Genomic DNA, 24,187 nt, shown 5'->3' on the forward strand with positions numbered 1-24,187 from the left:
TTACGGGATGCGTACCGTGCGTAAGTTCTGCTCTTTCCTGCTGTTCACTTTGTGTGGCTTGCTTGTAAGCCTTCACGTATGGGCTGCAACAAACTATGCCCCCTTTATTGAGGATATCGAGCAACGTCTTGATAAAACGGCAGAACTTTACTCTCAACAGCAAACTGATGAAGCGCGTCGCACGGTGCAAATGGCCTACTTTGAGGTATTCGAAAACCTTGAAGGTCCGATTCGTATCAACATTTCAGCCAGCAAGAGTTATGAGATGGAAAGCGCTTTCGGTGAGATCCGTCGCATGATTGGCGAAAAAAAATCTCTCTCTGACGTGCAGGCTAAAATCGACTGGCTGAAGGCATCGCTGCGTGAAGTTGAACCTGTGCTGGATGGCGGGCATCGCCTGGTTGCCGAAGAGCAGCACAATGCGTTTTCCAGAACCGATATCGCCGTACACTGGCAAGAGAGTTTCCGCACTATCGACGATTTGCTGGCCCAGGCAGTAAATAACTATCAGGCCGGGAATCTCAGCGTTGCCAGCCAGCACGTTCAACAGGCGCACTATCAGGGTTTTAAAAACTCAGAGATGGAAATGTCGATCAGACAGAATCGATCGGCAAAAGACGCAGCAGCGATTAATCAGCAATTTTCTGCGCTGATTGCGCTCACCGCGCAGCCGGATCACCTCAATGATGTTTCTTATCAGGTCACAACGTTGTTACAGGATATTGAGGATCTTCTGCCCGGTCTGCCCACTACCCGTGACGAACAGCAGGTTGCAGCGTCGCAAAATACGGGTAACGCTCCAGCGGCAGAGGATGACAAAGCACGCGCAGACTGGACTGCGGTGTCGATGGGTATCAATCAAAGTATTCAGGAAGCGATTGCCCGCTATCAAGGGGGCGATGCGAAGAATGCCATTCTGGATGTGCAGGACAGTTACTTTGACCGCTTTGAAGCCAGCGGTATGGAAAACAAAATAGGCTCCCGTGACTCAGCGTTTAAAACCACGCTGGAGGCTTACTTCACGCGTCTGGTTAGCCTGATGAAAGCGGGTCAGCCAGTGGAAAGGCTCAACGCAGAAGCCAGCGCACTGGAGCAGGATCTACAAAAAGCGGTGGCGATGTTGGGAGAAGGCGAAGAGACCCAGTGGAGCCTGCTGCTCTATAGCCTGATGATCATTGTTCGCGAAGGGCTGGAAGCACTGCTTATTGTGGCGGCTATCGTGGCCTATATGGTGAAAAACAATCACCAGGATAAGTTACCGCTTATTCGTCAGTCGGTGATTGTTGCGCTGATCGCCAGCGTCATTACCGCTGTGATATTCCAGCTTCTGTTCACTAATTCTGGCGCCAGTCGTGAATTGCTCGAAGGCATAACGATGCTGATTGCCGTCGTCATGCTGTTCTTCATGAGCTACTGGTTACTGTCTAAGGTCGAAGCACGCCACTGGAAAGCCTGGCTGGAAGGAAAGCTGTCCCACTCACTTTCCCGTGGTTCACTGGTTGGACTGTGGCTAACCAGCTTCCTGGCTGTTTATCGCGAAGGGGCGGAAACCGTGCTGTTTTACTACGCCCTGGTCGGGGATGCGAATGATGTTTCCGGGCATATGGCGATTGCTGCAGGCTTTGTTATCGGCTGTGTTGTTCTGCTGGCCGCCTGGCTGCTCATGCGCTACTCGGTAGTACGCCTGCCGTTGAAGCCGTTCTTTATGTTTACCGGCAGTTTTATGTACCTGATGGCCTTTGTGTTTGCGGGCAAAGGGGTTCTGGAACTGGTGGAAGGCAAACTGTTCCAGCCGACGTTGATTAACGGCTTCCCTGAAATCAGCTGGTTGGGAATTTATCCCTACATGGAAACGTTATTACCGCAGGCCGTATTGCTGCTTGCAGCGCTGGTGGCGCTGTGGGTGATGCGGCGGAAAAGCACAGTCCCTGGGGAAACGATAAAAAATAATCTATAGCTGTTATTTAAGACGAGAGGATATGTCTGATGACCATGAAGAAAACCCTGATTGCCAGTGCAGTGATGGCCAGTATTTTCACTGCTCCGGCTGCGTTTGCCTTTAAGGAGTATCCGGCAGGCGAGCCTGTCACCATGAATGAGATGGAACTGGCTGCTGTCTATCTGCAGCCGATCGATATGGAGCCGCGCGGCATGGGGTTACCGGCAGCAAAAGCCGATATTCACCTTGAGGCGGATATTCACGCAGTGGAAGGCAGTAAAAATGGTTTTGGCGCAGGCGAATGGATCCCTTATCTGACCATCAGTTACACCTTAATTAACAGTGATACAGGTGAAAAACAAGAAGGTACCTTCATGCCGATGGTCGCCAGCGATGGTCCTCATTACGGCGCGAACATCAAAATGATGGGTGTGGGTAACTACAAAGTGACCTATCACATCGAACCACCGTCAAAAGCAGGTATGCACCGTCACACAGACAGTGATACGGGTGTTGGTCGCTGGTGGAAGCCATTTGATGTGAGCTATGAATTTAAATACGTTGGCCTGAACTAAGCGCTTTTCCCATCAGGCTGCTTTATTTGCCATTTTGGACCGGGCAGTGCTCACATCCCTAAGTACGACATGTACCCACGGTTTGTTCTGCGCTGCTCATCTCCCAACTGACCGCAAGCCTGAACGTTTGATGGGCAGGCTCTACATTATCGATGTACCTGGATAGTTACATCATTCAATCCGCCGTACAGAGTCGATGTTATGAGTTATTTTTTTGTCACGACGCTACAGGTTTTTTTCTGCATTGCGCTGCTCTCCGGGGTTCTGTGGAGTCGCAACGATCCTCCTTCTTTACGCCCACTCGTCTGGACCTTATTCACAGGCTTGATCGTTGGCGTGCTGGCGGGACTCACACTCCGTGGCACGCAGCCGGTGCAATTGCTGCTGGTCGGCACCGAAGTGATGATCACGCTGTTGTTTGTGTTGAGCTTCTGGTGGGTATCAAACCGCATTCGCTACCTGTGGCAGGGTATCCTTGTGTTTGGCGCTGCTCGACACTGGGCGCTGGATCCTAATCTTGGCGGATTAACCAGTACCCATGTGCTAAATACCGACCTGCTGCTGAATCTGACGGCAATGCTATTGGCTTTTGCGATCCTCTGCCTGGCGGGAGTGCTTTGCGCCATGCTGTTACGGCGTATTCGCGGGCTCTACTGGCCGTTAACACTGATCCTGATGGTCATGATTTGGCTGCCATTAAGCGGCAATCTACTGCTGTTGTTAATGAAGCTGCAGGTGCTACCGCTGGCAAAATCGCTATTGAGCTTCGTGGCCAAAGTGACAAACAACGCGGCGTTATATAACTGGTTGGGAGCTGCTCTATTGCTTGTTCTGGCGCTGTGCTGGGTACCGGCGCTGCTGCGTGCTATCCGCCTGACGCGTGAAACCGATGAGCCGATTGCTCATCGACTGGCACTGGCGCATCGTCGAAATGCGTTCCGTCTCTGGCTGGTGACGCTGGGATGCGCGGTGGTTGTGATCGCCGGACAACTGTGGTGGGAAAAAGTCGCATCTCAGCCGCCGCAGTTATCAGAAGCAGTTCCGGTACAACTTGCCAGCGATGGCATGGTACATCTGCCGATAGAACAACTCCGTGATGGCAAGTTGCACCGCTTTGTCTGGGTGGCAGACGACGGTAAAGCTGTACGTTTTTTCGTGATTAACCGCTATCCCGACAAATTGCGTTTGGGCGTGGTTTTTGACGCCTGTCTGCTTTGTGGCGATCAGGGCTACGTGATGGAAGGGAATCAGGTTATCTGCGTGGCCTGCGGGGTACACATTTTCATTCCTTCGATTGGTAAACCTGGCGGTTGTAACCCGGTGCCGATTGAAAACTGGCGTAATGATGAGAAAGAGCTGGTGATCCCGGGTAAAGAGCTGGCAGCGGGCGTGAATTACTTCTCGACGGTCATGACCATTAATGTGACCGATCCGGTTGATGGTTCCCGGTTGACGAATACCTCGGCTGACTACAAATACAGCTATGGTGGCAAAACCTGGTTCTTCTCGTCTGAAGCAAACTACGACCGCTTCCGTAACACTCCGGAACAGTTCGTACCTGACGAACTGAGGGAGGAGTAACAATGCTGTGGCGAATGTTACGACAATCCTGGGGGCGCAATCTCCGGCGCAAGGGACTGGCTATTGTGACGGTATTTCTCGCATCCAGCCTGATCTCTGCACTGCTGGCGGTGTCGATTGATATTGGCGATAAAATGTCCAGAGAGCTGAAGTCTTACGGTGCCAATATTTTGATTGAACCCGCCGGGCAGGCGGCGTTGCCTGCGCTTTTCAGTGAAAACAGTAACCCACTATCGGGGCAGGATTTCCTTGATGAAGCGGAACTGCCAAACATTAAGGATATCTTCTGGCGTAACAACATTGTCGGCTTTGCCCCTATGCTCGGTGGTGAAGTCGACGTTGATGGCAAAGAGGTACGTATTCTTGGCACCTTCTTCAGCCAGCCGGTGGATATTCCAGATGAAGAAGGGTTTGAGACGGGGCAGAAAACAGTGAGCCCGTTCTGGCAGGTTACTGGCGACTGGCCGCAGGAGCCTGCAGGCGATGCCCCTCAAACTCTGGTGGGACATGCCCTGGCACGACAAACGGGCTGGAAGCCGGGCGATCAACTGGTAATACGTAACGGTAAAACAACATTGACCGTGACAGTCAGCGGAATCCTCTCCAGCGGTGGAGATGAAGATAACCAACTGGTTATGCCGTTGAGCACGGTGCAAACGCTTCTCGGTTTACCAGGCAAAGTGCAGGCCATTCGCGTCTCGGCGTTGACGGTGCCGGAAAACGAGCTTTCGCGCCGGGCGCGTGAAAATCTCGACGCATTGAATGCTGAAGAGTACGACCTTTGGTACTGCACGGCCTATGTCTCGTCTATTGCGCATCAACTGGAGGAGGCTATTTCCGGGGCAGAAGTCCGTCCTGTGTGGCAGGTTGCCGCATCTGAAGGTGTCGTTATCGATAAAATTCAGTTGCTGATGGGGGTTGTAACCGTCGCAGCACTGGCAGCTTCGGCAATGGGGATTGCGTCACTGATGACCAGCACCATTATGGAACGCGCTAAAGAGATCGGCCTGATGAAGGCGCTTGGAGCACATCAGTGGCAAATCATGCTGTTGTTCTATCTTGAAGCGGCTTCCAGTGGACTGGCCGGAGGGGCATTGGGATGCGTAGCCGGATGGGGAATGGCGAAAGCGATTGGCTTGATGCTATTTGATGCGCCATTGAATTTTGCCTGGATTGTAGTGCCCTGTGTATTGGTGATTGCGGTACTAATTGCCCTGATTGGCACGTGGTTCCCGGCTCGGCGCATTGCTCGTCTGTATCCTGTGGAGGTGCTGTATGGCCGCTAAACGCACAATGCTCTGGCTACTGGTATGGCGGGCTCTGCGTCTGCGCTTTCAGCGGGTTAGCGTGGTATTTGCCGCATTGATGGTGGGGGCGACCATCGTGACCGCGCTATCTGCGGGGTGGTTCGATATCAATACCAAAATGAGTGAAGAATTGCGTACCTTTGGCGCGAATTTCTACATCGGGCCAGGCCACGGCTCCAGCATGACACAGCAAGAGTTGCAGACCATTCTGGATCAGGCACCACAAGGTCTGGTTCACGGAGCCAGCCCATGGCTATACGGTATGGCGCGCACTGAACTGGAGAAGGTGGTCATTGTCGGCGTGTGGTTTGAATCCTTGCAAAGGCTGGTGCCGTACTGGCAGGTACAGGGGAGTTGGATTGGTGTCAGCTTTGACGATCGCAATGCGATGATTGGCGTCAAACTGGCGGAACGTCTTAGTGTCCAGCCGGGCGATAGCATCACCCTGGTGGATCACAATCAACGTAAAAACCTACAGATTAAAGGCATTGTTGAAGCTGGTGATGCGACAGATAACATGCTGATTGTGAGTCTTGACGTGGCGCAGGCGTGGCTGCATCAGCCCGGTAAAATCAGCCATGGGCTGATGAGTGTCAGCAACGATGTCGGTCAGGTGGAAAACTATGCTAACCGCTTGCAGGCTCAATACCCGGATCTGGAGATCCGTCCAATACGGAAAGTCTCTGCTTCAGAAGGACAGGTACTGGATAAGATAAAAGGGTTAATGGGGCTGGTATCGGTGGTGATCCTTGCATTGTCCTCTTTGTGTGTGAACACCACGCTGATGGCCATTGTTGGTGAACGCGCCCGTGAGTTTGCTCTGCAAAAAGCGTTGGGTGCCAGCAACGGTGATATTGTCCGGCAAATTCTCCTGGAAACCTGCATTATCGCGCTGGCTGCGGTGGTTTGCGGGTGGATCTTAGGGTATCTGTTGGCCCAATTGCTGGGGCTGACCGTATTCAATGCTGCAATTTCGCTACGCTGGCCAGTGCTGCCTGTCACCCTGACGTTATCTTTACTGGTCGCCATTCTGGCGGCGATTGTTCCGGTCCGGCGCGCGGTCAGTGTCGAACCCGCAAAAGTGTTGAAAGGAGAGTAACGCCATGTCCGTTATGCAGACCCCACCAATGGCGATTGAAACCCGCCATTTATATAAACGGTTCGGTGATGTTACCGCCTTAGATGACATCAACCTGCAAATAGTGCAGGGCGAGTTTGTCGCTATTATGGGCGCGTCTGGTTCAGGTAAAACGACATTGATGAATATTCTTACCTGCCTGGACACCGCGACAGAAGGTCAGGTGTTTTTAGATGGGATTGATGCCGCAGCACTGGATGAAGAGGGGCGGCGCCGTTTTCGTGCTGAAAAAATAGGGCTGGTGTTCCAGCAGTTTCATCTGATCCCGTTTTTAACCGCGCTGGAGAATATCATGCTGGCACAGCACTACCACAGCGTGGTCGATGAAGCGGCGGCCAGAAAGGTTCTGGAACAGGTGGGGCTTGGGCATCGCGTGACGCACCTGCCGAGTCAGCTTTCCGGAGGAGAGCAGCAACGGGTGTGCATTGCCCGGGCGCTGGTCAATGAGCCGCCGGTGATTTTTGCCGATGAGCCCACGGGTAACCTCGATGAGGAGAATGAACAGCGGGTACTGGATCTGCTCACCGACCTGCATCGCCAGGGGCGCACGATTGTGATGGTGACACATAATCCGGCGCTTGGGTTGTTTGCCGATCGTATTATCCGCCTGCAACATGGCAAATATCAGGGCGAGGAGGCTAATCAACATGCGCTGGACTAACGTATTAATTCTCGCCGTTTTGGTTCTGATGAGCGGATGTAAAGAAGAGAAACTGGCGGTTGGGCAGCAAGCCCCGGCGCTGGCAACGTTCGACATGCAGGGAAGAGAATCCGGGCTTGAACACTGGCGTGGGAAGGCTGTTTATCTTAACTTTTGGTCGGCGGGGTGCGGCGGCTGTCTTGCCGAAATGGACGCGCTGGAAGCGTTGAGTAAAAAGTGGGGCGATAAGGTGGTGGTCGTGGCGGTGAATACCGATCCAGCGACGGTGATGATTGATGGCTTACTGGCGAAACATCAGGTTTCTTATCCGGTACTTCGCGATCAGCTTAAGATTTCCCAGGAGCGTTATCAGGTCATCGGTACGCCAACCTCTGTGTTGATTGATCGGGAAGGTCGCGTGCTGGAATTACACCAGGGGATGCGGAAACCGCCTGAGTTAGAGGCTACGTTTGCGCGTCTGGCAGCCCTATAAACGCGATACAGGGAGAAGCGCTAAATGGCATTTAGGTGGAATGAAGAGAGTCTGACCGTCCTGCGTGAAAACGCAGGAGTTCTCACAACGGAGCAGATTGCGCAGATGCTTTGCACCAATATTACGGTTGTGCGTAATATGGCGTATCGACTGAAAATCGGCCTGCGGGTGTCGGCTTACAATCAAAAACGCATTGAACAGGTACAAGCTCTCTATGCGTCTTCTGAACCATTAAATCTGAAAGAGATTGCTGCAAAAACCGGGCTGACGTTCAGTACGGTGCAATACATTGTGTATGTAAAATTAAAAAGTAAACCGTATACCACACGGGAATATGTCTCCTTTGAAACTGATGACGCAGTTCATTATCGGATACAAAAAGAGTTCATTGATACTGAGCGTTCCCTTTTACACAACATTCCAGATAACACGCGCTTTCATCAATTGTACCTTACCGACGGGACCTTATATTGTGTGCGTAATATCCGTCGCGAAGTGATTATTTCCGAATAACCGGATGGCATATTTCGTCGCCCGACGAAGCAAGCATTACTATTAGCGTACAAACTGGCTTATCTTCTATTGCGGGAAAGTGAAGAATGGCCAATGTATATGCGAATGACCCCTCCCTGGTAATAATGGTTGCTGCTACGTTTGTGCTGGCGGGCATGGTGAAAGGCGTAACCGGCATGGGGTTGCCCACGGTGGCTATGGGGATCCTCGGCTCGCTCATCTCTCCGGTTGCCGCTGCGGCAATGCTGCTGTTGCCTTCTCTGATAAGCAATGTGTTTCAGTTTGGCGGCGGGGGTAATACAGGCAGGTTGCTGCAACGGCTGTGGCCAATGTTGTTGATGGTCGTCATATCCACTCTGCTTGCCAGTGTCTGGATCACCGCGGGCAACACGACCCGAACTCAGTTTGCGCTTGGCGTGGCGCTGGTTGTCTATGCCGTCTGGACGCTGGCGGGAAAGAAAATCGCCGTGGAACCGCAACGTGAAAAACCGCTTTCCCTCGTCATTGGATTTGTGACCGGTTTATTGACCGGTGGCACTGGTGTCTTTGTTATGCCTGCTGTGCCATGGATCCAGTCTTTGGGGTTTGAAAAAGATGAGCTGGTGCAGGCGCTCGGGATCTCTTTTACCTTTTCGACGCTGGCTCTCGCGTTGGGTTTGTGGTGGCACAATGCATTGCCCATTCAGTCGCTGAGCTTATCGGCGTTTGCCATTATTCCTGCGCTGCTGGGCCAGTGGGTAGGAACCCGTGTACGGCGGCTGATTTCTCCTGTGGTGTTTAAACGCTGTTTTCTGTTCTGCCTGGTAGGGCTGGGTGTGGAAATGATGCTGCGCGCGGCGTGAGTCCAGCTATGACTTTATGGTGATTTCATGGCATGTTAATTCCAACGATCAGGCGGTGGGGGGAAGTAATGGCATCGGTAATGCTCAATGATGAAGAGGGCGAGCTGGAGTCGCGGATGGCGCTTACTGCGGCAGTGATGGCCGATAAATCGCGCTCGCGCATGTTGTGCGCCCTGATGGATGGCCGAGCCTGGACCGCAACCGAACTTAGCGCTGTGGCTGATGTGTCAGCTTCCACCGCCAGTGCGCACCTGGCGCGTCTGTGCGAGCAGCGATTCGTTGTTGCGCTCGCTCAGGGCCGGCATCGTTATTTTCGCCTCGCAGGAACGGAGATCGCCGAACTGCTGGAACGTTTGATGGGGGTGGCATGGGCAACATCAACGCCACGAAAAATTACCACGCCGCTGAGTTTGCGGCATGCCCGAACCTGTTATGACCATCTGGCCGGTGAAGTTGCGGTAATGCTTTTTGATACGCTGGTTGCCCGGCAATGGCTAACGTCTGATGGCGAAACGCTGACCAAACTTGGGCAGGAAATGCTGACGGAGATGGGGATTGTTCTGGCTGTGGGTTCATCCCGGCGAAAATTCAGCTGCGGCTGTCTGGACTGGAGTGAGCGACGCTACCATCCAGGCGGTGTGCTCGGCGCAACGCTTCTGCGTTGGTTTTCCGAACAGAAGTGGATTAAAACGCAGTCGGGCAGTCGCCATGTCACGTTCACTCCGCTTGGGATCCGCAAACTCCAGACGGAATTTGGCATCAAAGTTGTGCGGTAGATCTCCTGTTTTGCGAAAGCGTTCCCGGAAAAATGACATATTTCTGTCACACTCTTGAGGAATTGATAACAACAAGAGGTCGTAGGGATGAAAAAGTCGTTAATTGCCGCCGCCGTGGCAGGCGTTGTCTTATTGTCATCCGCCGCACAGGCGCAGACAACGCCGGAAGGCTATCAGCTTCAGCAAGTATTGATGATGAGTCGACATAACTTACGTGCACCTTTAGCCAATAATGGCAGCGTTCTTGAGCAGTCTACGCCAAAGCAATGGCCACAATGGGAGGTTCCGGGTGGCCAACTCACCACCAAAGGCGGCGTGCTGGAAATCTATATGGGTCATTACATGCGTGAATGGCTGGCAGAGCAGGGGATGGTGAAATCCGGTGAATGTCCGGCCCCTGATACGGTGTATACCTATGCTAACAGCTTGCAGCGTACGGTCGCGACCGCACAATTCTTCGTAACCGGTGCTTTCCCTGGGTGTGATGTTCCGGTGCATCATCAGGAAAAAATGGGCACCATGGACCCAACCTTTAATCCGGTTATCACTGATGATTCCGCCGCTTTTAGTCAGCAGGCCGTTCAGGCTATGGAAAAAGAGCGCAGCAAAATGCAGCTTAATGACAGCTACAAGTTGCTTGAGCAAATGACAAACTATAAGGACTCACCGTCCTGTAAAGAAAAACAGCAATGCTCCCTGATCGACGCCAAAGACACGTTCAGCGCGAAGTATCAACAGGAACCCGGTGTTTCAGGACCGTTGAAGGTGGGTAATTCGCTGGTGGATGCGTTCACTTTGCAATATTACGAAGGCTTCCCGATGGACGATGTGGCCTGGGGTGAGATTAAATCCGACCAACAGTGGAAGGTGCTGTCGAAACTGAAAAACGGCTATCAGGACAGTCTGTTCACCTCGCCGGAAGTTGCACAGAACGTCGCTAAACCGCTGGTGAAATATATCGACAATGCGCTGGTGACTGAACGGACGAAAGCGCCGAAAATTACCGTGCTGGTGGGGCATGATTCAAACATTGCCTCGCTGCTAACGGCGCTGGATTTCAAACCCTACCAGTTACACGACCAGAACGAACGTACGCCGATCGGCGGGAAAATCGTCTTTCAACGCTGGCACGACAGCAATGCTAACCGTGACCTGATGAAAATTGAGTATGTGTATCAGAGTTCGCAACAGTTGCGTAATGCGGAAGTTCTGACGCTAAAATCCCCGGCACAGCGCGTGACGCTGGAACTGAAAGGTTGTCCGGTTGATACCAATGGATTTTGCCCCATCGATAAATTCGATAGCGTGCTGAATGAGGCGGCTAAGTAAAGAAAACTCCCCCGTGGAAGCGGGGGAGTCAGAGCGCTAGACGTTTTTACGTTCGATAGTCTGTTCACCCCAAAAGAGTGAATCTTTGTCAGTTTTCTCAAAGGCTTTGATTAGCACTTCGTCGCTACCTTCTTCCCAAATTTTTTCCGCCAGTTTCTCGTCATAGTGGGCGACTTCAAAAATGGCTTCGGCTATTTCCGGCGATGTATTGCGCAGACTTGCCCATTCGCCGACGCGATGGGCTTTCGCTTCTTGAGTTGGCATTCGAATCCTCCTGTTGAAGATTAGCCGTTGAGTTTTACTGCCAGGCCTGCGACATATTCCCCCTGGTAACGGGCAATAGATAATTCTTCCTGGCTTGGCTGCCGTGAGCCATCCGCTCCGGCAATCGTGGTGGCACCGTACGGAGTTCCGCCGCGTACTTGTGAGACATCAAACAGTTCTTGCGCGGCGTATCCAATAGGAACAATCACCATTCCGTGGTGGGCAAGCGTAGTCCAGGTCGATGTAATGGTTTGTTCCTGACCGCCGCCGGTTCCTGTCGAGCTGAATACGCTGGCAAGTTTGCCGTAAAGCCCGCCAGAAGCCCACAGTCCACCGGTCTGATCCAGGAAGGTACGCATCTGACCGGACATGTTGCCAAAGCGTGTGGGGGTACCGAAAATGATGGCGTCGTAATCAGCCAGTTCCTGCGGGGTTGCGACTGGTGCGTTTTGTGTTTTACCGCCCGCCTTAGCGAAGATTTCCGGCTGCATAGTTTCTGGCACACGCTTAATAATAACTTCTGCGCCATCCACTTTGTTTGCGCCTTCTGCGACTGCATGGGCCATGGTTTCAATGTGTCCATACATGGAATAATAGAGCACCAGAACTTTTGCCATTTTACACTACTCCTCGATTTAACCGTGTCCGTAGCGATTCGCTACCTACCTTTAAAGATATGACGTACTGCCAGGAGTGCAAATTTCACAATCATTTCTTTGATTTATAACAATTTTTATAACACGGGTTTTTGTTGCAAAATGATACATTTTTAAGCTGGTGGATTTTAGCTGTCATAAGAAAGACTTATTGATTTCGCTCTGTGATTGTCTTCGTATTACTACCGATCCTGTTGCAGAATATTACCGTTAGCAGGTCGTCTGGTCAGGCTTCACTATGCTTAATCCCACGCAGTGATAATCAGGGCAATGCCCAAACGCTGCGTGAGGTATCACTCCTCAGCACCTATGCAATATGATGTCTAATCAATGACGGAGGTCAGTAATGGCAAACCATCGAGGCGGTTCCGGTAATTTTGCGGAAGACCGCGAAAGAGCATCAGAAGCAGGTCGAAAAGGTGGCCAGCACAGCGGGGGCAACTTCAAGAATGACCCGCAACGCGCTTCAGAGGCAGGCAAAAAAGGGGGCAAAAATAGCCACGGCAACACGAAACCGTAATTGCCGTGCTGTCTGTTAGATATATCGTGACGGCTGAGCTTTCATCGCCAGACGTTACATCGCCACCGCCGCCGGTTCTTCCGGCGGTTTTTTTGTATGCAAGGTTGAACTGTAACAAAACACAACGCAGACTAATGACATTCGGTTAATTGGGTGTCTCATGTCATTACTTTCTCGTTATTCCTTCTCCGTTAAACCCCAGGAAGCGATCCTCATTGTGATCACCATGTTCTGGGGTGGAACGTTTTTGGCGGTGCAGTATGCCGTCACGATGAGTGGTCCCTTCTTCTTTGTTGGCGTGCGCTTTGCTACAGCGGCGCTTGCGGTGGCACTACTGTCGTTACGCACATTACGTGGGTTGACATGGCTGGAAGTAAAAGCGGGTGTGGCGATCGGTGTATCCATTGCGCTGGGTTACAGCCTGCAAACCTGGGGGCTACAGTATATTCCCAGCAGTAAGTCTGCATTTATTACCGCCATGTATGTACCACTGGTGCCGCTTTTACAGTGGCTGTGCCTGGGCCGTATGCCGGGACTGATGCCGTGCGTCGGGATTGTACTGGCATTTATTGGGCTGATATTCCTTGCCGGACCTGGCGGTAATTTACTCGCTCTCGGTGAAGGGGAGTGGATCACGCTCGCCAGCGCGGTGGCGATAGCCGCAGAAATTATTCTGATCAGCGCATGGGCTGGGAAAGTGGATGTGCGGCGAGTCACGGTGGTGCAACTGGCAACCGCTTCAGTGGTGGCGTTTATTGCTATGGTTCCGGCGGGAGAGTCCGTACCGCCAGCGTCGACAGGGTTACTGGTCGTTGCTCTGGGGCTGGGTATTTTTAGCGCGATTATTCAGGTAACGATGAACTGGGCACAGCGCAGCGTATCTCCGACACGCGCCACGGTTATCTATACCGGAGAACCTGTGTGGGCGGGGATCTTTGGTCGCCTTGCCGGTGAACGCTTACCGCTACTGGCTTTGTTAGGCGCTGCTTTTATTATTGTTGGCGTCCTGGTCAGTGAACTGAAGTTCAATAAGAAAAAAGCCATACCGCAAGACGCGCCGCCGGAGTCGCTTTAATGTAACCATTCACCGCGTGATTTGTTATGCTGACGCCCTCAAAACAAGGAGAGGGCGCATGGCTCAACGCGCAGAGAAAAAAACAGGTAAACGCTCGCAGGCCGTCAGTGCTAAACGTCAGGCCATTTTAACCGCTGCATTAAATATCTTCTCCCAGTACGGGATCCATGGCACGCGTCTGGAGCAGGTGGCAGAGCAGGCGGGCGTGTCAAAAACCAATTTGCTCTATTACTACCCGTCTAAAGAGGTGCTGTATATTGCCGTTCTGCGGCAGATCCTCGACATCTGGCTGGCACCGTTGAAGGCTTTTCGTGAAGACTTTGCGCCGCTGGTGGCAATTAAAGAGTATATCCGCCTCAAACTGGAAGTTTCCCGCGATTATCCTCAGGCTTCCCGACTGTTTTGTATGGAGATGCTGGCGGGAGCGCCGCTGCTGATGACTGAGTTGACGGGCGATCTTAAAACGCTGATTGATGAGAAATCCGCACTGATTGCCGGATGGGTAAAGAGTGGGAAGCTGGCTCCGGTCGATCCGCATCATCTGATCTTTATGATTTGGGCTTCAACACAGCATTACGCTGATTTTGCCCCACAGGTAGAGGCAGTGACCGGCGCAACGCTGCGTGATGACGCTTTTTTTAACCAAACGGTTGAAAGTGTACAGCGGATGATAATCGAGGGGATCCGCGTGCGTTAACCGGCGGGCGGTAACGGGCAGCTTAAATCACCTTCTTCACACTGCAGGAGCGAGGCGAGAAATGCTTCGCGTTCGTTGGTTTTATCCATCAGACACTGGCTGGAAATCATCGACTGTACGCTGCCGCCTTCCGCACCGGAACAGATTAACGCGCAGTCAGCATCCCGCAGAGTTATCCACGCCACTTGCGCTTTTTTTAGCAGATCACGCTGAGCAGGCGCGGCGCGCTTAAGTGCATTCTGATAAGTATCATTTAGTTTTGCGTCAGCCGCTTTGAACTGCGCGGCAGCACAGGTATTCATTTCAATTTGGTTATTGGCGTTGGCACAGTCATCAGCCAGTGCCTGGCTGCTGAGCAACAGTGCCGCACATGTCAGTATTATTCGTTTCATGCTTCCCTCTGGCTGCATAAATAAGGTTCCGTTACCAGTAATGCTTGTTTGTTAAGTATTAGAAGAACATTTTACTCTGGAACAGGGTTCCGTTCACTTTATGTTCATGACTTTTCTGAGGCCTCTGCCCCTGTGAACGTGCAAGGGAGGCTCACCGCCGCCTCCCTTGCAACCCTGGCTCCCGGCAAGGAAAATCGTCGCTGCGCGATTTATTCGTCTTATTCCGTCTGCCTGTCGGGTCGGTGCCGAGCCTGCATCCCTGCAGGCCGTCCCCTCAGCCCGCTTCCCTGCGGGCTGCCCCGGTCAGCCGTCAACGCCTCATCGATTTTCAGCCGGACTAAGGGGGTCGCTTCAGCGCTCTGGCTTTCAGGTATTTCCTTTTTGCTGTTTAAACAAAAAATGCAGGAGGTCAGGTGTGGACTGGTCCGGCTGAAAATTGCCGACGCGTTTCCGAAAGGCCGGGAGAGCCAGCATGGATGCTGGCTCAGGGCGCGTTTTGCAGGGACGCTACCTCGCGCCCGGCCCGGTAGCCTGGAGGAATTAGCGGAGGGGATTGCGAAGCAACAATTTTCCTGCCGGGAGCCGGGATTGTAAAGGGCGTGGCGGAGAACGCCCTTTACACGTTCACAGGCATAACGGCTTCAGAGTGGTGAAGCATTCAAGGTGAACGTAACAAGGCGCCAGAGGCAATATATTCATTGTCATCTGGCGACGCTTTACTGACAGTTCTGAAGCGTATACCCCATAACCACCGCCTTAGCCGATTGTCATCAGGCTGGCATTACCCCCGGCGGCGGCGGTATTGACGCTCAGCGAGCGTTCAATATACAGCCTCTCCAGCAGAATGTTGCTTTCGCCACGGGCAAACCCTTGTACCGAGACAATCGCCCCTTCCCGCGCGGCGACTGCTTCACACAGCGCACGCAACTGGTCGGAATCGCCGTGGAAGATAACCGCATCGAACGGTTGCGCGGTAAGGTTATCGGTTTTGGCAAACTGAATGCGCCCGGAAACAGCCGCAGGCAGACGCTTTGCCAGTTCACGGTGGAAAGCATCGTCTGGCCACAGGATCAAACTGCCAACAGATGTCACGGCGGCAACCTGCACCAGCGCATCCTGCTCGTCATCCGCAATACACAGTACGCGTTCACGTGGCAGCAGCGTCCAGGTGTTGCGCTCCCCGGTAGGACCCGGCAGCAGACGCTGAGTCCCGGCCTGCGCCAGTTCGGAAAATTGCTGACAGAGCGCATGCAGTGATGGGCGGTCGGCTGCCCACCCGGTGAGCGCATCAAGAGGCTGAATAAGCGCCGCTTTGAGCTGAGCATCAACAGGATAATCCGCATCCTGGCGGGCAAGCGTTACGCCCAGCGCATTTTCTGGGCGGTTTGCCAGCAGGCGATACAGATAGAGCGGGCCACCCGCTTTTGGACCGGTTCCTGATAAACCTTCACCACCAAATGGCTGTACGCCGACTACTGCGCCAACCATATTGCGGTTGACGTAGAGGTTACCTACATGCGCCGTACCGGTGACCTGGGCGATGGTTTCATCAATACGGGTATGCACGCCCAGCGTCAGACCGTAGCCGGAGGCATTAATCTGCTCAATCAGGCTGCCCAGATTGTTACGGGTGTAGCGCACGACGTGCAGTACCGGACCGAACACCTCTTTATGCAACTCGTCGAAGCTTTCCAGTTCGATAAGCGTGGGGGCAACAAAGGTTCCGGTTTGCCATTCACGCGCATCATCACTGTTTTCACGCACGGCCTGGAATACCGGGCGACCTTTGGCGCGCATCGCCTGAATATGGCGCTCAATATTCGCTTTGGCTTCAGCATCGATAACCGGCCCAATATCGGTCGTCAGGCGACCCGGATTGCCCATCCGGCATTCCGCCATTGCGCCGCGCAGCATTTTCAACGTGTGATCGGCGATATCATCCTGCAGACACAGTACCCGTAGCGCCGAGCAACGCTGTCCTGCGCTGTCAAAGGCAGAGGCCACCACATCCACAACAACCTGTTCTGTCAGCGCAGAGGAGTCCACGATCATCGCGTTCATTCCACCGGTTTCAGCGATAAGTGGGATCGGGCGACCCTGAGCATCAAGACGGGTGGCGATATTGCGTTGTAACAACGTGGCGACTTCCGTGGAGCCAGTGAACATCACGCCGCGTACGCGTTCATCGGATGTGAGTTGCGCCCCGACGGTTTCACCCTGACCAGGCAACAACTGCACCACGCCCGGCGGCACACCGGCCTCCAGTAAGATGGCGATGCCCTGGGCGGCAATCAGCGGGGTTTGTTCCGCAGGTTTTGCCAACACGCTGTTACCCGCCGCCAATGCGGCAGCAATCTGTCCGGTGAAAATTGCCAGCGGGAAGTTCCATGGGCTGATGCAGACGACCGGGCCTAACGGACGATGCGTTTCGTTGTCAAAATCATCACGAACCTGACCTGCGTAATAGTGCAGGAAGTCTACGGCTTCGCGCACCTCAGCAATGGCGTTGCTAAAGGTTTTACCCGCTTCACGCACCAGAATACCAATCAGTTGTTGCATCTGGCCTTCCATCAGAATGGCGGCACGCTGCAGAATAGCGGCACGTTCCTGTGGCGGTGTTGCGAACCAGATCGGGGCATTATTTACCGCGCTCTGTAACGCCAGCTCCACTTCAGCATGGGTGGCTTCGCGTACATAACCCACAATATCTTTGGGTTCTGCCGGGTTAATGACGGGGATCATTTCTCCGTCTGCTACTGAATGCTCCAGTATTGGTTTGGCATGCCATTTTTGCAGGGCACTATTGAGCAGAGCAGAGGACAGCGAGGCCAGACGATGTTCGTTCGCAAGATCCAGTCCGGCTGAGTTATCGCGCCCCTTGCCGTACAGGTCGCGCGGTAGCGCAATCTTCGGATGTGGCAGACCCGCCTGGCCTTCCTGTTGTGCCATTTTTTCAACGGCTTCGACCGGATCGGCAACCAGTTCATCCAGTGGCAAGGTGGTGTCTGCAATACGGTTAACGAACGAGGTGTTAGCCCCGTTCTCCAGCAGACGACGCACCAGGTACGCCAGCAGCGTTTCATGGGTCCCCACCGGTGCGTAAATACGACATGGGCGGTTTAGTTTGCCGTCCGCCACTTTGCCTGTGACCTGTTCGTACAACGGCTCACCCATACCATGCAAGCACTGGAATTCGTACTGTCCAGGGTAGTAGTTCTGACCCGCCAGCTGATAAATCGCAGCCAGCGTATGCGCGTTATGGGTCGCGAACTGAGGGTAGATCAGGTTTGGTACGGCGAGCAGTTTTTTCGCACAGGCCAGATAGGAAACGTCGGTGTAAACCTTGCGGGTATAGACCGGATAACCTTCCAGTCCATCCATCTGGGCACGCTTGATTTCGCTGTCCCAGTACGCACCTTTAACCAGACGGATCATCAAGCGACGGCGGCTGCGTGTTGCCAGATCAATCAGGTAGTCGATAACAAACGGGCAGCGCTTCTGATAGGCCTGGATAACAAAACCGATACCGTTCCAGCCTGCCAGTTCAGGTTCAAAGCAGAGTTTTTCCAGCAGGTCGAGGGAGATTTCCAGGCGATCCGCTTCTTCAGCATCAATATTGATGCCGATGTCGTACTGGCGCGCCAGCAGGGTTAGCGACTTCAGGCGCGGATACAGCTCATCCATCACGCGATCGTACTGTGCGCGGCTATAGCGCGGGTGCAGCGCTGACAGCTTGATCGAAATTCCCGGACCTTCATAAATCCCACGACCGTTAGAGGCTTTACCAATGGCGTGGATCGCCTGCTGATAAGAGACCATATAGGCCTGCGCATCGGCGGCGGTCAGCGCGGCTTCTCCCAGCATGTCATAGGAGTAGCGGAAGCCTTTATCTTCCAGCTTGCGCGCATTCGCCAGCGCTTCTGCGATGGTTTCCCCGGTGACAAACTGCTCGCCCATTAAGCGCATCGCCATATCGACGCCTTTACGCACCAACGGTTCGCCGCTCTTGCCGATGATGCGGTTTAGCGAGCGTGAGAGGCTGGCTTCGTTATGCGTGGAGACCAGGCGCCCGGTAAACAGAAGCCCCCAGGTTGCGGCGTTCACGAACAGGGACGGGCTGCGGCCAATGTGCGACTGCCAGTTGCCGTTGCTGATTTTGTCGCGAATTAACGCATCACGAGTGGCTTTGTCTGGAATACGCAGCAGCGCTTCCGCCAGGCACATCAACGCAACGCCCTCCTGTGAAGAGAGAGAGAACTCCTGCAATAATCCCTGTACCATGCCGGCACGGCCGCTGGCGGTTTTCTGGTTACGCAGTTTGTCAGCGAGTTGATACGCCAGCTTATGAGCCTGTTCCGCGATCGGCTGCGGCAGACGAGCCTGCTCCATCAGCATCGGTACTGCGTCAGTTTCAGCGCGGCGATACGCGGCGGTGATGGCCGCACGTGAGACAGACTGAGGCAGGATCTGTTCGGCAAACTCCAGGAAAGGCTGGTGTGTTTCATTCTGATGCGCGGTGGTTTCATCGCTCTCGTTCGCTGCACCAGCCAGCAGGGCAGGTAGCTCAGGAAGGGCATCGTCATTTTCCAGTCTTTCGAGATAATTAAAGATGGCTTGCTTAATCAGCCAGTGCGGTGTGCGATCGATTCGTGATGCTGCTGTTTTAATACGCTCGCGTGTGGCGTCGTCCAGCTTAACCCCCATCGTGGTGGTTCCCATGCCGTTTACTCCTGTTGTACTGAAATACGGGTCTGATAGTTACCGAGAAATATCTACCATGTTGCAACTTTGTGCAACCGTGTTAAATGTGACCTGGTTTGCAAGCTTGAAAATGAATGAAATGTTAATAAATATTGTTCTTATGATGAGCGTTGTAAAAATAACGAAATCTTTTTCTCTGCGGTAGTTAACACTTTTTAAAGGTGCAACCGAAAAAAATGTGAGGGAGTGCAACCTCCAGAAAAATGCTATCCAATCTGGATCAAATTTGATGTAAATGATGTGTTAAATCGATTGTGAATGACCATCGCTTCCGGCAGGATACGGTCGCCCTGGTAAACATAGATATCTTCGCCACGTTCCGGCAGGGTAATAAAACGGCAAGTCACGACATTGCCGATACATAATTTTGGAGAGTTTTGATGGCTATTAGCACACCGATGTTAGTGACATTCTGTGTCTATATTTTTGGCATGATATTGATAGGGTTTATTGCATGGCGTTCGACCAAAAACTTTGATGACTATATTCTCGGTGGGCGCAGTCTGGGGCCATTTGTAACCGCGTTATCCGCCGGGGCATCTGATATGAGCGGCTGGCTGCTGATGGGGCTGCCAGGCGCGATTTTCCTGTCGGGTATTTCAGAAAGCTGGATTGCTATCGGCCTGACATTAGGCGCGTGGATCAACTGGAAGCTGGTGGCGGGTCGCCTACGTGTTCACACTGAATACAATAACAACGCCCTGACGCTACCGGATTACTTTACCGGTCGTTTCGAAGATAAAAGCCGTATTCTGCGTATTATCTCCGCGCTGGTTATTCTGCTGTTTTTCACCATCTATTGTGCTTCAGGTATTGTGGCAGGGGCGCGTCTGTTCGAGAGCACCTTTGGCATGAGCTATGAAACTGCTCTGTGGGCCGGTGCGGCAGCGACAATCATTTATACCTTTATTGGTGGTTTCCTCGCGGTAAGCTGGACCGATACCGTGCAGGCCAGCCTGATGATCTTTGCTCTGATCCTGACGCCGGTGATGGTCATTATTGGCGTGGGCGGATTTGAAGACTCGCTGGAAGTGATCAAACAAAAGAGCATTGAGAACGTGGATATGCTCAAAGGACTGAACTTTGTTGCCATCATTTCCCTGATGGGCTGGGGTCTGGGCTACTTCGGCCAGCCGCACATTCTGGCGCGCTTTATGGCAGCCGATTCCCACCATAGTATTGTTCACGCACGCCGCATCAGTATGACCTGGATGATCTTGTGTCTGGCGGGCGCGGTCGCAGTTGGTTTCTTTGGTATCGCTTACTTCAATAACAACCCGTCTCTGGCGGGGGAGGTCAATCAGAACGCCGAGCGTGTGTTTATTGAACTGGCGCAAATCCTGTTTAACCCATGGATTGCCGGTATTCTGCTGTCTGCCATCCTTGCGGCAGTGATGTCGACGCTGAGCTGCCAGCTGTTGGTGTGTTCCAGCGCTATTACTGAAGATTTATACAAAGCGTTCCTGCGTAAAAATGCCAGCCAGAAAGAACTGGTGTGGATTGGGCGCATCATGGTGCTGGTTGTCGCGCTAATCTCTATTGCGCTGGCGGCAAACCCGGAAAACCGCGTACTTGGTCTGGTGAGCTACGCCTGGGCTGGTTTTGGTGCGGCGTTTGGCCCGGTCGTGTTGTTCTCCGTCATGTGGTCGCGTATGACCCGTAACGGCGCGTTGGCAGGGATGATCATCGGTGCGGTGACGGTTATCGTCTGGAAGCAGTTCGCGTGGTTGGGTCTGTATGAAATCATCCCTGGCTTCATTTTCGGCAGCATTGGGATCGTCGTCTTCAGCCTGTTGGGTAAAGCGCCATCTGCGGCAATGCAGAAACGTTTTGCCGAGGCGGATGCCCACTATCACTCAGCGCCGCCGTCACGTTTACAGGTAGAATAACCTGCCCAACATCTCTAAAGCTCGCTGCGTGCGTAACACCGTTCACTTAAGATGCTTTGAGTGAACGGGATACTGGGTGTTGACGTATGACGTATGACGTACGCCACGCAGTAGAAGTGTAAGTAAGCAAAAAACTAGCGGACAGCCTGATCATTTCTTACAGCCAGGGGCTTCCGCTCACTGGAATGAAACCACCCGTTAAGCTCAATTCTCCTAACGCGGGAAACTACCGTTTTCCAAGCGGACCCCATTAAAAGCAACACTCCCACATCCCCTTTCTTAAGTTTATAAAAAAAAAGTCGCTTATGTTGTTGGAATCAAACAAAGGAGATTTTACAAGCGATGGTGCAAAACATAAATAAAACATTCATTTCAAATGCTGATATAGAATTATCTTCACAAACAGGAACCAGAACTTGCTCTTACCATATATGTAACCCTAAAAAAGACAACTTAATCCTTGTTTATATACCAGGGTTCGGAGGGGATCTAGGTAATTACTCTCATGGATTATGCGAAAAAATAGCTGAAACATATGATATAACAACAATGACTGTAGAGTATTTTTGCTATCATTCAAGACCAAATGTCGGTGGAAAAATATCATTTTCCGCATTTGATATAGCTCACATAAACAGCCTTGCACGACATTTTTTTATTGATGAATCTGAATCTATCAATAAAAAAATATCACTAATAAATGAAAGCGCAAAAAAAAATAACACTACATCTCAAATTTTTGCGATGATTGAGCCAAAAAATAATGAATATCAAAATTTCGGATTGCTACCTGCGCTTGATATAATAAATGCAATTAACGATGCTATATTAAATTTTGAAATGGAAAATAGCAAAATAATATTAATTGGATCTTCATATGGTGGCTATATTGCAAACATGGTTGAAAAAATAGCACCAGGTTTAGTTAATGCCATTATCGACAACTCATCATGGAGCTCTCCAAACATGAAGTACTTAATAGGTAGAGAGCTTAACAACACTGAGTTCCGACAACAACTTAGCAGCAATATAATTATGGACCTGTATGTTAAGTCTCCATGGACCCTGACTAAAGGATTACCAAACACTCTATCAAAAAGTAGAATACAAATACGGTCATTTGATCCTGATCAATTATCCCAGATGATTAATCAAGGTGGAGGGCAATGTTTATATGTTTTTTATCATTATATAAATGATAATATTGCGCCGGCAAAAGATAAATTAGAAATGATTCTTCTACTTCAACAACACAATAAAGACAAAATAACATGTAGAATATTAAAAAATAAAAATGACATAGATGGCGTATTGATTAAATCTCTTGAGCATGGACTTGGTATGTCTATGGTTGAATTATTCAAAAAACATTTTCCATCAATAAAAGATCAAATCAAAAATCAACATCGGACATTAAAAACACAATACTTGTGTGATGATTTAATATATTTATTTAATAACTCAACATTACCGGTAACAGTAACCATACAAAGTCGCTCAAATAAGGTGAGTGTTTAATTATTAGAACAACCTTCGTCATAAACTATAAGATTCATCACCTGGAAAATTTATTCGAGATGTAGTGACCGCTGGAAGCAGGAAAGTGAAGCGGGTTCGGCCTGGATCTGGGTATTGTCGGGCCAGGAAGAAAGCATAAAAAAGCACCATCAGGAAATTGATGAGGCATTGTCGTCTACCCGTCGGATCGTTCAACCGCTCATTTTGCTTAACCCTGTGGTGTTAACTGCGTGCGGGCTGTTTTATTTGCTGTCCTTGCAAAGAGGCAGTAACCGTTACTCTCCTAACTGTTTACATTCAGTCATCATTCTCAAAACATTCTGCTTGAGTTTTTTGTTGCTGTAATGATAATCACTATCACTGCAATTTACTTTTCTTTGCATCAGTTGACTGAGAATAACGTTTAAGGGTACTTCGCATGTTCGTTCCATTTCTAATTATGTTGCGCGAAGGGTTAGAGGCCGCGCTGATTGTCAGCCTGATAGCCAGTTACCTGAAACGAACTCAGCGAGGCCGCTGGATTGGCGTGATGTGGATTGGTGTATTGCTGGCGGCGGCGTTATGTCTGGCGTTGGGGATTTTCATCAATGAAACCACGGGTGAATTTCCGCAAAAAGAACAGGAGTTATTTGAAGGTATTGTGGCGGTCATTGCCGTTGTGATCCTTACCTGGATGGTCTTCTGGATGCGTAAAGTCTCACGTAACGTCAAAGTTCAACTGGAGCAGGCTGTCGATAACGCATTACAGCGCAGCAACCATCACGGCTGGGCGCTGGTGATGATGGTCTTTTTTGCTGTTGCCCGTGAAGGGCTGGAATCGGTCTTTTTCTTGCTGGCGGCTTTTCAGCAGGATGTCGGTATTTGGCCGCCGGTAGGTGCGATGCTGGGACTGGCAACGGCTGTTGTGTTGGGATACCTGATTTATCTGGGTGGGATCCGACTGAATCTCGGTGCATTCTTCAAATGGACCAGCCTGTTTATTCTGCTGGTGGCTGCAGGGCTTGCTGCAGGGGCCATTCGTGCGTTCCACGAGGCCGGATTATGGAATCATTTCCAGGATGTAGCGTTTGACATAAGTAACGTTCTTTCAACGCACTCTCTGTTCGGCACGTTAATGGAAGGGATCTTTGGGTATCAGGAAGCGCCAAGCGTCAGTGAGGTTGCAGTCTGGTTTATCTACCTGATTCCGGCACTGATTTTGTTTGCACTGCCGCCGCGTTCAGGCACTACGGCATCTCGTACCGCACCTTAAAAAAACGCGATGCAGAATATCATTTAGTTA

General features: G+C 51.6%; 21 protein-coding genes. 17 read left to right on the forward strand and 4 right to left on the reverse strand.

The annotated features are described in order from the left end of the window. The first annotated feature begins 7 nt into the window (after positions 1 to 7). The 11 genes from LG384_RS08385 (at position 8) to agp (ending at position 11,133) form a co-directional block, all read left to right on the forward strand. On the forward strand, positions 8 to 1,957 hold the full coding sequence (locus LG384_RS08385) for an FTR1 family protein (protein ID WP_370637075.1): 1,950 nt from the start codon (positions 8 to 10) through the stop codon (positions 1,955 to 1,957). A 29-nt stretch (positions 1,958 to 1,986) separates the two neighbouring features. Beyond that, positions 1,987 to 2,514: an iron transporter gene (locus tag LG384_RS08390; RefSeq protein WP_045441492.1), complete on the forward strand. Its 528-nt coding sequence runs from the start codon at positions 1,987 to 1,989 to the stop codon at positions 2,512 to 2,514. Positions 2,515 to 2,715: 201 nt separating this feature from the next. Continuing rightward, a complete protein-coding gene (locus LG384_RS08395; protein ID WP_225760748.1) occupies positions 2,716 to 4,095 on the forward strand; it encodes a Fe-S-containing protein in 1,380 nt (459 codons plus the stop codon). Positions 4,096 to 4,097: 2 nt separating this feature from the next. Next, positions 4,098 to 5,381 carry an ABC transporter permease gene (locus tag LG384_RS08400; protein ID WP_200011931.1) on the forward strand — a complete coding sequence of 428 codons (1,284 nt, stop codon included), beginning with the start codon at positions 4,098 to 4,100 and terminating at the stop codon, positions 5,379 to 5,381. Continuing rightward, positions 5,371 to 6,501 carry an ABC transporter permease gene (locus LG384_RS08405; protein WP_225760749.1) on the forward strand — a complete coding sequence of 377 codons (1,131 nt, stop codon included), beginning with the start codon at positions 5,371 to 5,373 and terminating at the stop codon, positions 6,499 to 6,501. The genes LG384_RS08400 and LG384_RS08405 overlap by 11 nt, the downstream gene beginning before the upstream one ends. A 4-nt stretch (positions 6,502 to 6,505) precedes the next feature. Then, positions 6,506 to 7,201, forward strand: coding sequence for an ABC transporter ATP-binding protein (locus LG384_RS08410; protein ID WP_045441496.1), 696 nt, complete (start codon positions 6,506 to 6,508; stop codon positions 7,199 to 7,201). After that, a complete protein-coding gene (locus LG384_RS08415; protein WP_048221684.1) occupies positions 7,188 to 7,673 on the forward strand; it encodes a TlpA disulfide reductase family protein in 486 nt (161 codons plus the stop codon). Before LG384_RS08410 ends, LG384_RS08415 begins: the two co-directional genes overlap by 14 nt. Before the next feature lie 24 nt (positions 7,674 to 7,697). Further along, positions 7,698 to 8,186 carry a hypothetical protein gene (locus LG384_RS08420; RefSeq protein ID WP_045441500.1) on the forward strand — a complete coding sequence of 163 codons (489 nt, stop codon included), beginning with the start codon at positions 7,698 to 7,700 and terminating at the stop codon, positions 8,184 to 8,186. An 86-nt stretch (positions 8,187 to 8,272) separates the two neighbouring features. Further along, positions 8,273 to 9,028, forward strand: coding sequence for a sulfite exporter TauE/SafE family protein (locus tag LG384_RS08425; RefSeq protein WP_225760750.1), 756 nt, complete (start codon positions 8,273 to 8,275; stop codon positions 9,026 to 9,028). A 68-nt stretch (positions 9,029 to 9,096) separates the two neighbouring features. Beyond that, positions 9,097 to 9,804 carry a helix-turn-helix transcriptional regulator gene (locus LG384_RS08430; protein ID WP_045441504.1) on the forward strand — a complete coding sequence of 236 codons (708 nt, stop codon included), beginning with the start codon at positions 9,097 to 9,099 and terminating at the stop codon, positions 9,802 to 9,804. 87 nt (positions 9,805 to 9,891) lie between these two features. Continuing rightward, on the forward strand, positions 9,892 to 11,133 hold the full coding sequence (gene agp / locus LG384_RS08435; protein ID WP_045441506.1) for a bifunctional glucose-1-phosphatase/inositol phosphatase: 1,242 nt from the start codon (positions 9,892 to 9,894) through the stop codon (positions 11,131 to 11,133). 36 nt (positions 11,134 to 11,169) lie between these two features. Here the strand turns inward: agp and LG384_RS08440 are convergent, their stop codons facing one another. Next, positions 11,170 to 11,397 (reverse strand): YccJ family protein, encoded by a 228-nt coding sequence (locus LG384_RS08440; protein WP_003036015.1) that lies wholly within the window; start codon positions 11,395 to 11,397, stop codon positions 11,170 to 11,172. A gap of 20 nt (positions 11,398 to 11,417) precedes the next feature. After that, the gene (gene wrbA / locus LG384_RS08445) at positions 11,418 to 12,014 is read right to left on the reverse strand and encodes an NAD(P)H:quinone oxidoreductase (protein ID WP_045441508.1); all 597 of its coding nucleotides are present in this window, start codon (positions 12,012 to 12,014) and stop codon (positions 11,418 to 11,420) included. A 385-nt stretch (positions 12,015 to 12,399) separates the two neighbouring features. Between wrbA and LG384_RS08450 the strand changes: the two genes are divergently transcribed. The 3 genes from LG384_RS08450 (at position 12,400) to rutR (ending at position 14,345) form a co-directional block, all read left to right on the forward strand. Next, positions 12,400 to 12,573, forward strand: coding sequence for a general stress protein (locus LG384_RS08450; RefSeq protein WP_045441510.1), 174 nt, complete (start codon positions 12,400 to 12,402; stop codon positions 12,571 to 12,573). Positions 12,574 to 12,733: 160 nt separating this feature from the next. Beyond that, on the forward strand, positions 12,734 to 13,648 hold the full coding sequence (locus LG384_RS08455; protein ID WP_045441512.1) for a DMT family transporter: 915 nt from the start codon (positions 12,734 to 12,736) through the stop codon (positions 13,646 to 13,648). Positions 13,649 to 13,706: 58 nt separating this feature from the next. After that, positions 13,707 to 14,345 carry an HTH-type transcriptional regulator RutR gene (rutR, locus tag LG384_RS08460; RefSeq protein WP_045441513.1) on the forward strand — a complete coding sequence of 213 codons (639 nt, stop codon included), beginning with the start codon at positions 13,707 to 13,709 and terminating at the stop codon, positions 14,343 to 14,345. On the opposite strand, the gene LG384_RS08465 is transcribed toward rutR, so the two are convergent. Next, complete coding sequence (locus LG384_RS08465) at positions 14,342 to 14,737, reverse strand: lysozyme inhibitor LprI family protein (RefSeq protein ID WP_225760751.1); 396 nt, start codon at positions 14,735 to 14,737, stop codon at positions 14,342 to 14,344. The two genes, rutR and LG384_RS08465, sit on opposite strands and share 4 nt — an antisense overlap. A gap of 756 nt (positions 14,738 to 15,493) precedes the next feature. Further along, the gene (gene putA, locus LG384_RS08470) at positions 15,494 to 19,456 is read right to left on the reverse strand and encodes a trifunctional transcriptional regulator/proline dehydrogenase/L-glutamate gamma-semialdehyde dehydrogenase (protein WP_045441515.1); all 3,963 of its coding nucleotides are present in this window, start codon (positions 19,454 to 19,456) and stop codon (positions 15,494 to 15,496) included. Positions 19,457 to 19,878: 422 nt separating this feature from the next. On the opposite strand from putA, the gene putP reads away from it, so the two are divergent. The 3 genes from putP to efeU all read left to right on the forward strand — a co-directional run bounded on the left by putP (position 19,879) and on the right by efeU (position 24,157). Next, positions 19,879 to 21,387: a sodium/proline symporter PutP gene (putP, locus tag LG384_RS08475; RefSeq protein WP_225760752.1), complete on the forward strand. Its 1,509-nt coding sequence runs from the start codon at positions 19,879 to 19,881 to the stop codon at positions 21,385 to 21,387. Positions 21,388 to 21,729: 342 nt separating this feature from the next. Then, positions 21,730 to 22,905, forward strand: coding sequence for a DUF2920 family protein (locus LG384_RS08480; protein WP_225760753.1), 1,176 nt, complete (start codon positions 21,730 to 21,732; stop codon positions 22,903 to 22,905). Between the two features lie 418 nt (positions 22,906 to 23,323). Continuing rightward, positions 23,324 to 24,157 (forward strand): iron uptake transporter permease EfeU, encoded by an 834-nt coding sequence (gene efeU / locus LG384_RS08485; RefSeq protein WP_045441522.1) that lies wholly within the window; start codon positions 23,324 to 23,326, stop codon positions 24,155 to 24,157. Positions 24,158 to 24,187 lie beyond the last annotated feature (30 nt).

The sequence above is a fragment of the Citrobacter sp. Marseille-Q3906 genome, from assembly GCF_916618775.1.
In the GTDB taxonomy this organism is placed as follows: domain Bacteria; phylum Pseudomonadota; class Gammaproteobacteria; order Enterobacterales; family Enterobacteriaceae; genus Citrobacter; species Citrobacter murliniae.

What these genes read in the sequence shown, in the direction of transcription:
- LG384_RS08385 (WP_370637075.1), top strand. Translation starts at nt 8, where the DNA reads ATGCGTACCGTGCGTAAGTTCTGCTCTTTCCTGCTGTTCACTTTGTGT.
- LG384_RS08390 (WP_045441492.1), top strand. Translation starts at nt 1,987, where the DNA reads ATGACCATGAAGAAAACCCTGATTGCCAGTGCAGTGATGGCCAGTATT.
- LG384_RS08395 (WP_225760748.1), top strand. Translation starts at nt 2,716, where the DNA reads ATGAGTTATTTTTTTGTCACGACGCTACAGGTTTTTTTCTGCATTGCG.
- LG384_RS08400 (WP_200011931.1), top strand. Translation starts at nt 4,098, where the DNA reads ATGCTGTGGCGAATGTTACGACAATCCTGGGGGCGCAATCTCCGGCGC.
- LG384_RS08405 (WP_225760749.1), top strand. Translation starts at nt 5,371, where the DNA reads ATGGCCGCTAAACGCACAATGCTCTGGCTACTGGTATGGCGGGCTCTG.
- LG384_RS08410 (WP_045441496.1), top strand. Translation starts at nt 6,506, where the DNA reads ATGTCCGTTATGCAGACCCCACCAATGGCGATTGAAACCCGCCATTTA.
- LG384_RS08415 (WP_048221684.1), top strand. Translation starts at nt 7,188, where the DNA reads ATGCGCTGGACTAACGTATTAATTCTCGCCGTTTTGGTTCTGATGAGC.
- LG384_RS08420 (WP_045441500.1), top strand. Translation starts at nt 7,698, where the DNA reads ATGGCATTTAGGTGGAATGAAGAGAGTCTGACCGTCCTGCGTGAAAAC.
- LG384_RS08425 (WP_225760750.1), top strand. Translation starts at nt 8,273, where the DNA reads ATGGCCAATGTATATGCGAATGACCCCTCCCTGGTAATAATGGTTGCT.
- LG384_RS08430 (WP_045441504.1), top strand. Translation starts at nt 9,097, where the DNA reads ATGGCATCGGTAATGCTCAATGATGAAGAGGGCGAGCTGGAGTCGCGG.
- agp (WP_045441506.1), top strand. Translation starts at nt 9,892, where the DNA reads ATGAAAAAGTCGTTAATTGCCGCCGCCGTGGCAGGCGTTGTCTTATTG.
- LG384_RS08440 (WP_003036015.1), bottom strand. Translation starts at nt 11,397, where the DNA reads ATGCCAACTCAAGAAGCGAAAGCCCATCGCGTCGGCGAATGGGCAAGT.
- wrbA (WP_045441508.1), bottom strand. Translation starts at nt 12,014, where the DNA reads ATGGCAAAAGTTCTGGTGCTCTATTATTCCATGTATGGACACATTGAA.
- LG384_RS08450 (WP_045441510.1), top strand. Translation starts at nt 12,400, where the DNA reads ATGGCAAACCATCGAGGCGGTTCCGGTAATTTTGCGGAAGACCGCGAA.
- LG384_RS08455 (WP_045441512.1), top strand. Translation starts at nt 12,734, where the DNA reads ATGTCATTACTTTCTCGTTATTCCTTCTCCGTTAAACCCCAGGAAGCG.
- rutR (WP_045441513.1), top strand. Translation starts at nt 13,707, where the DNA reads ATGGCTCAACGCGCAGAGAAAAAAACAGGTAAACGCTCGCAGGCCGTC.
- LG384_RS08465 (WP_225760751.1), bottom strand. Translation starts at nt 14,737, where the DNA reads ATGAAACGAATAATACTGACATGTGCGGCACTGTTGCTCAGCAGCCAG.
- putA (WP_045441515.1), bottom strand. Translation starts at nt 19,456, where the DNA reads ATGGGAACCACCACGATGGGGGTTAAGCTGGACGACGCCACACGCGAG.
- putP (WP_225760752.1), top strand. Translation starts at nt 19,879, where the DNA reads ATGGCTATTAGCACACCGATGTTAGTGACATTCTGTGTCTATATTTTT.
- LG384_RS08480 (WP_225760753.1), top strand. Translation starts at nt 21,730, where the DNA reads ATGGTGCAAAACATAAATAAAACATTCATTTCAAATGCTGATATAGAA.
- efeU (WP_045441522.1), top strand. Translation starts at nt 23,324, where the DNA reads ATGTTCGTTCCATTTCTAATTATGTTGCGCGAAGGGTTAGAGGCCGCG.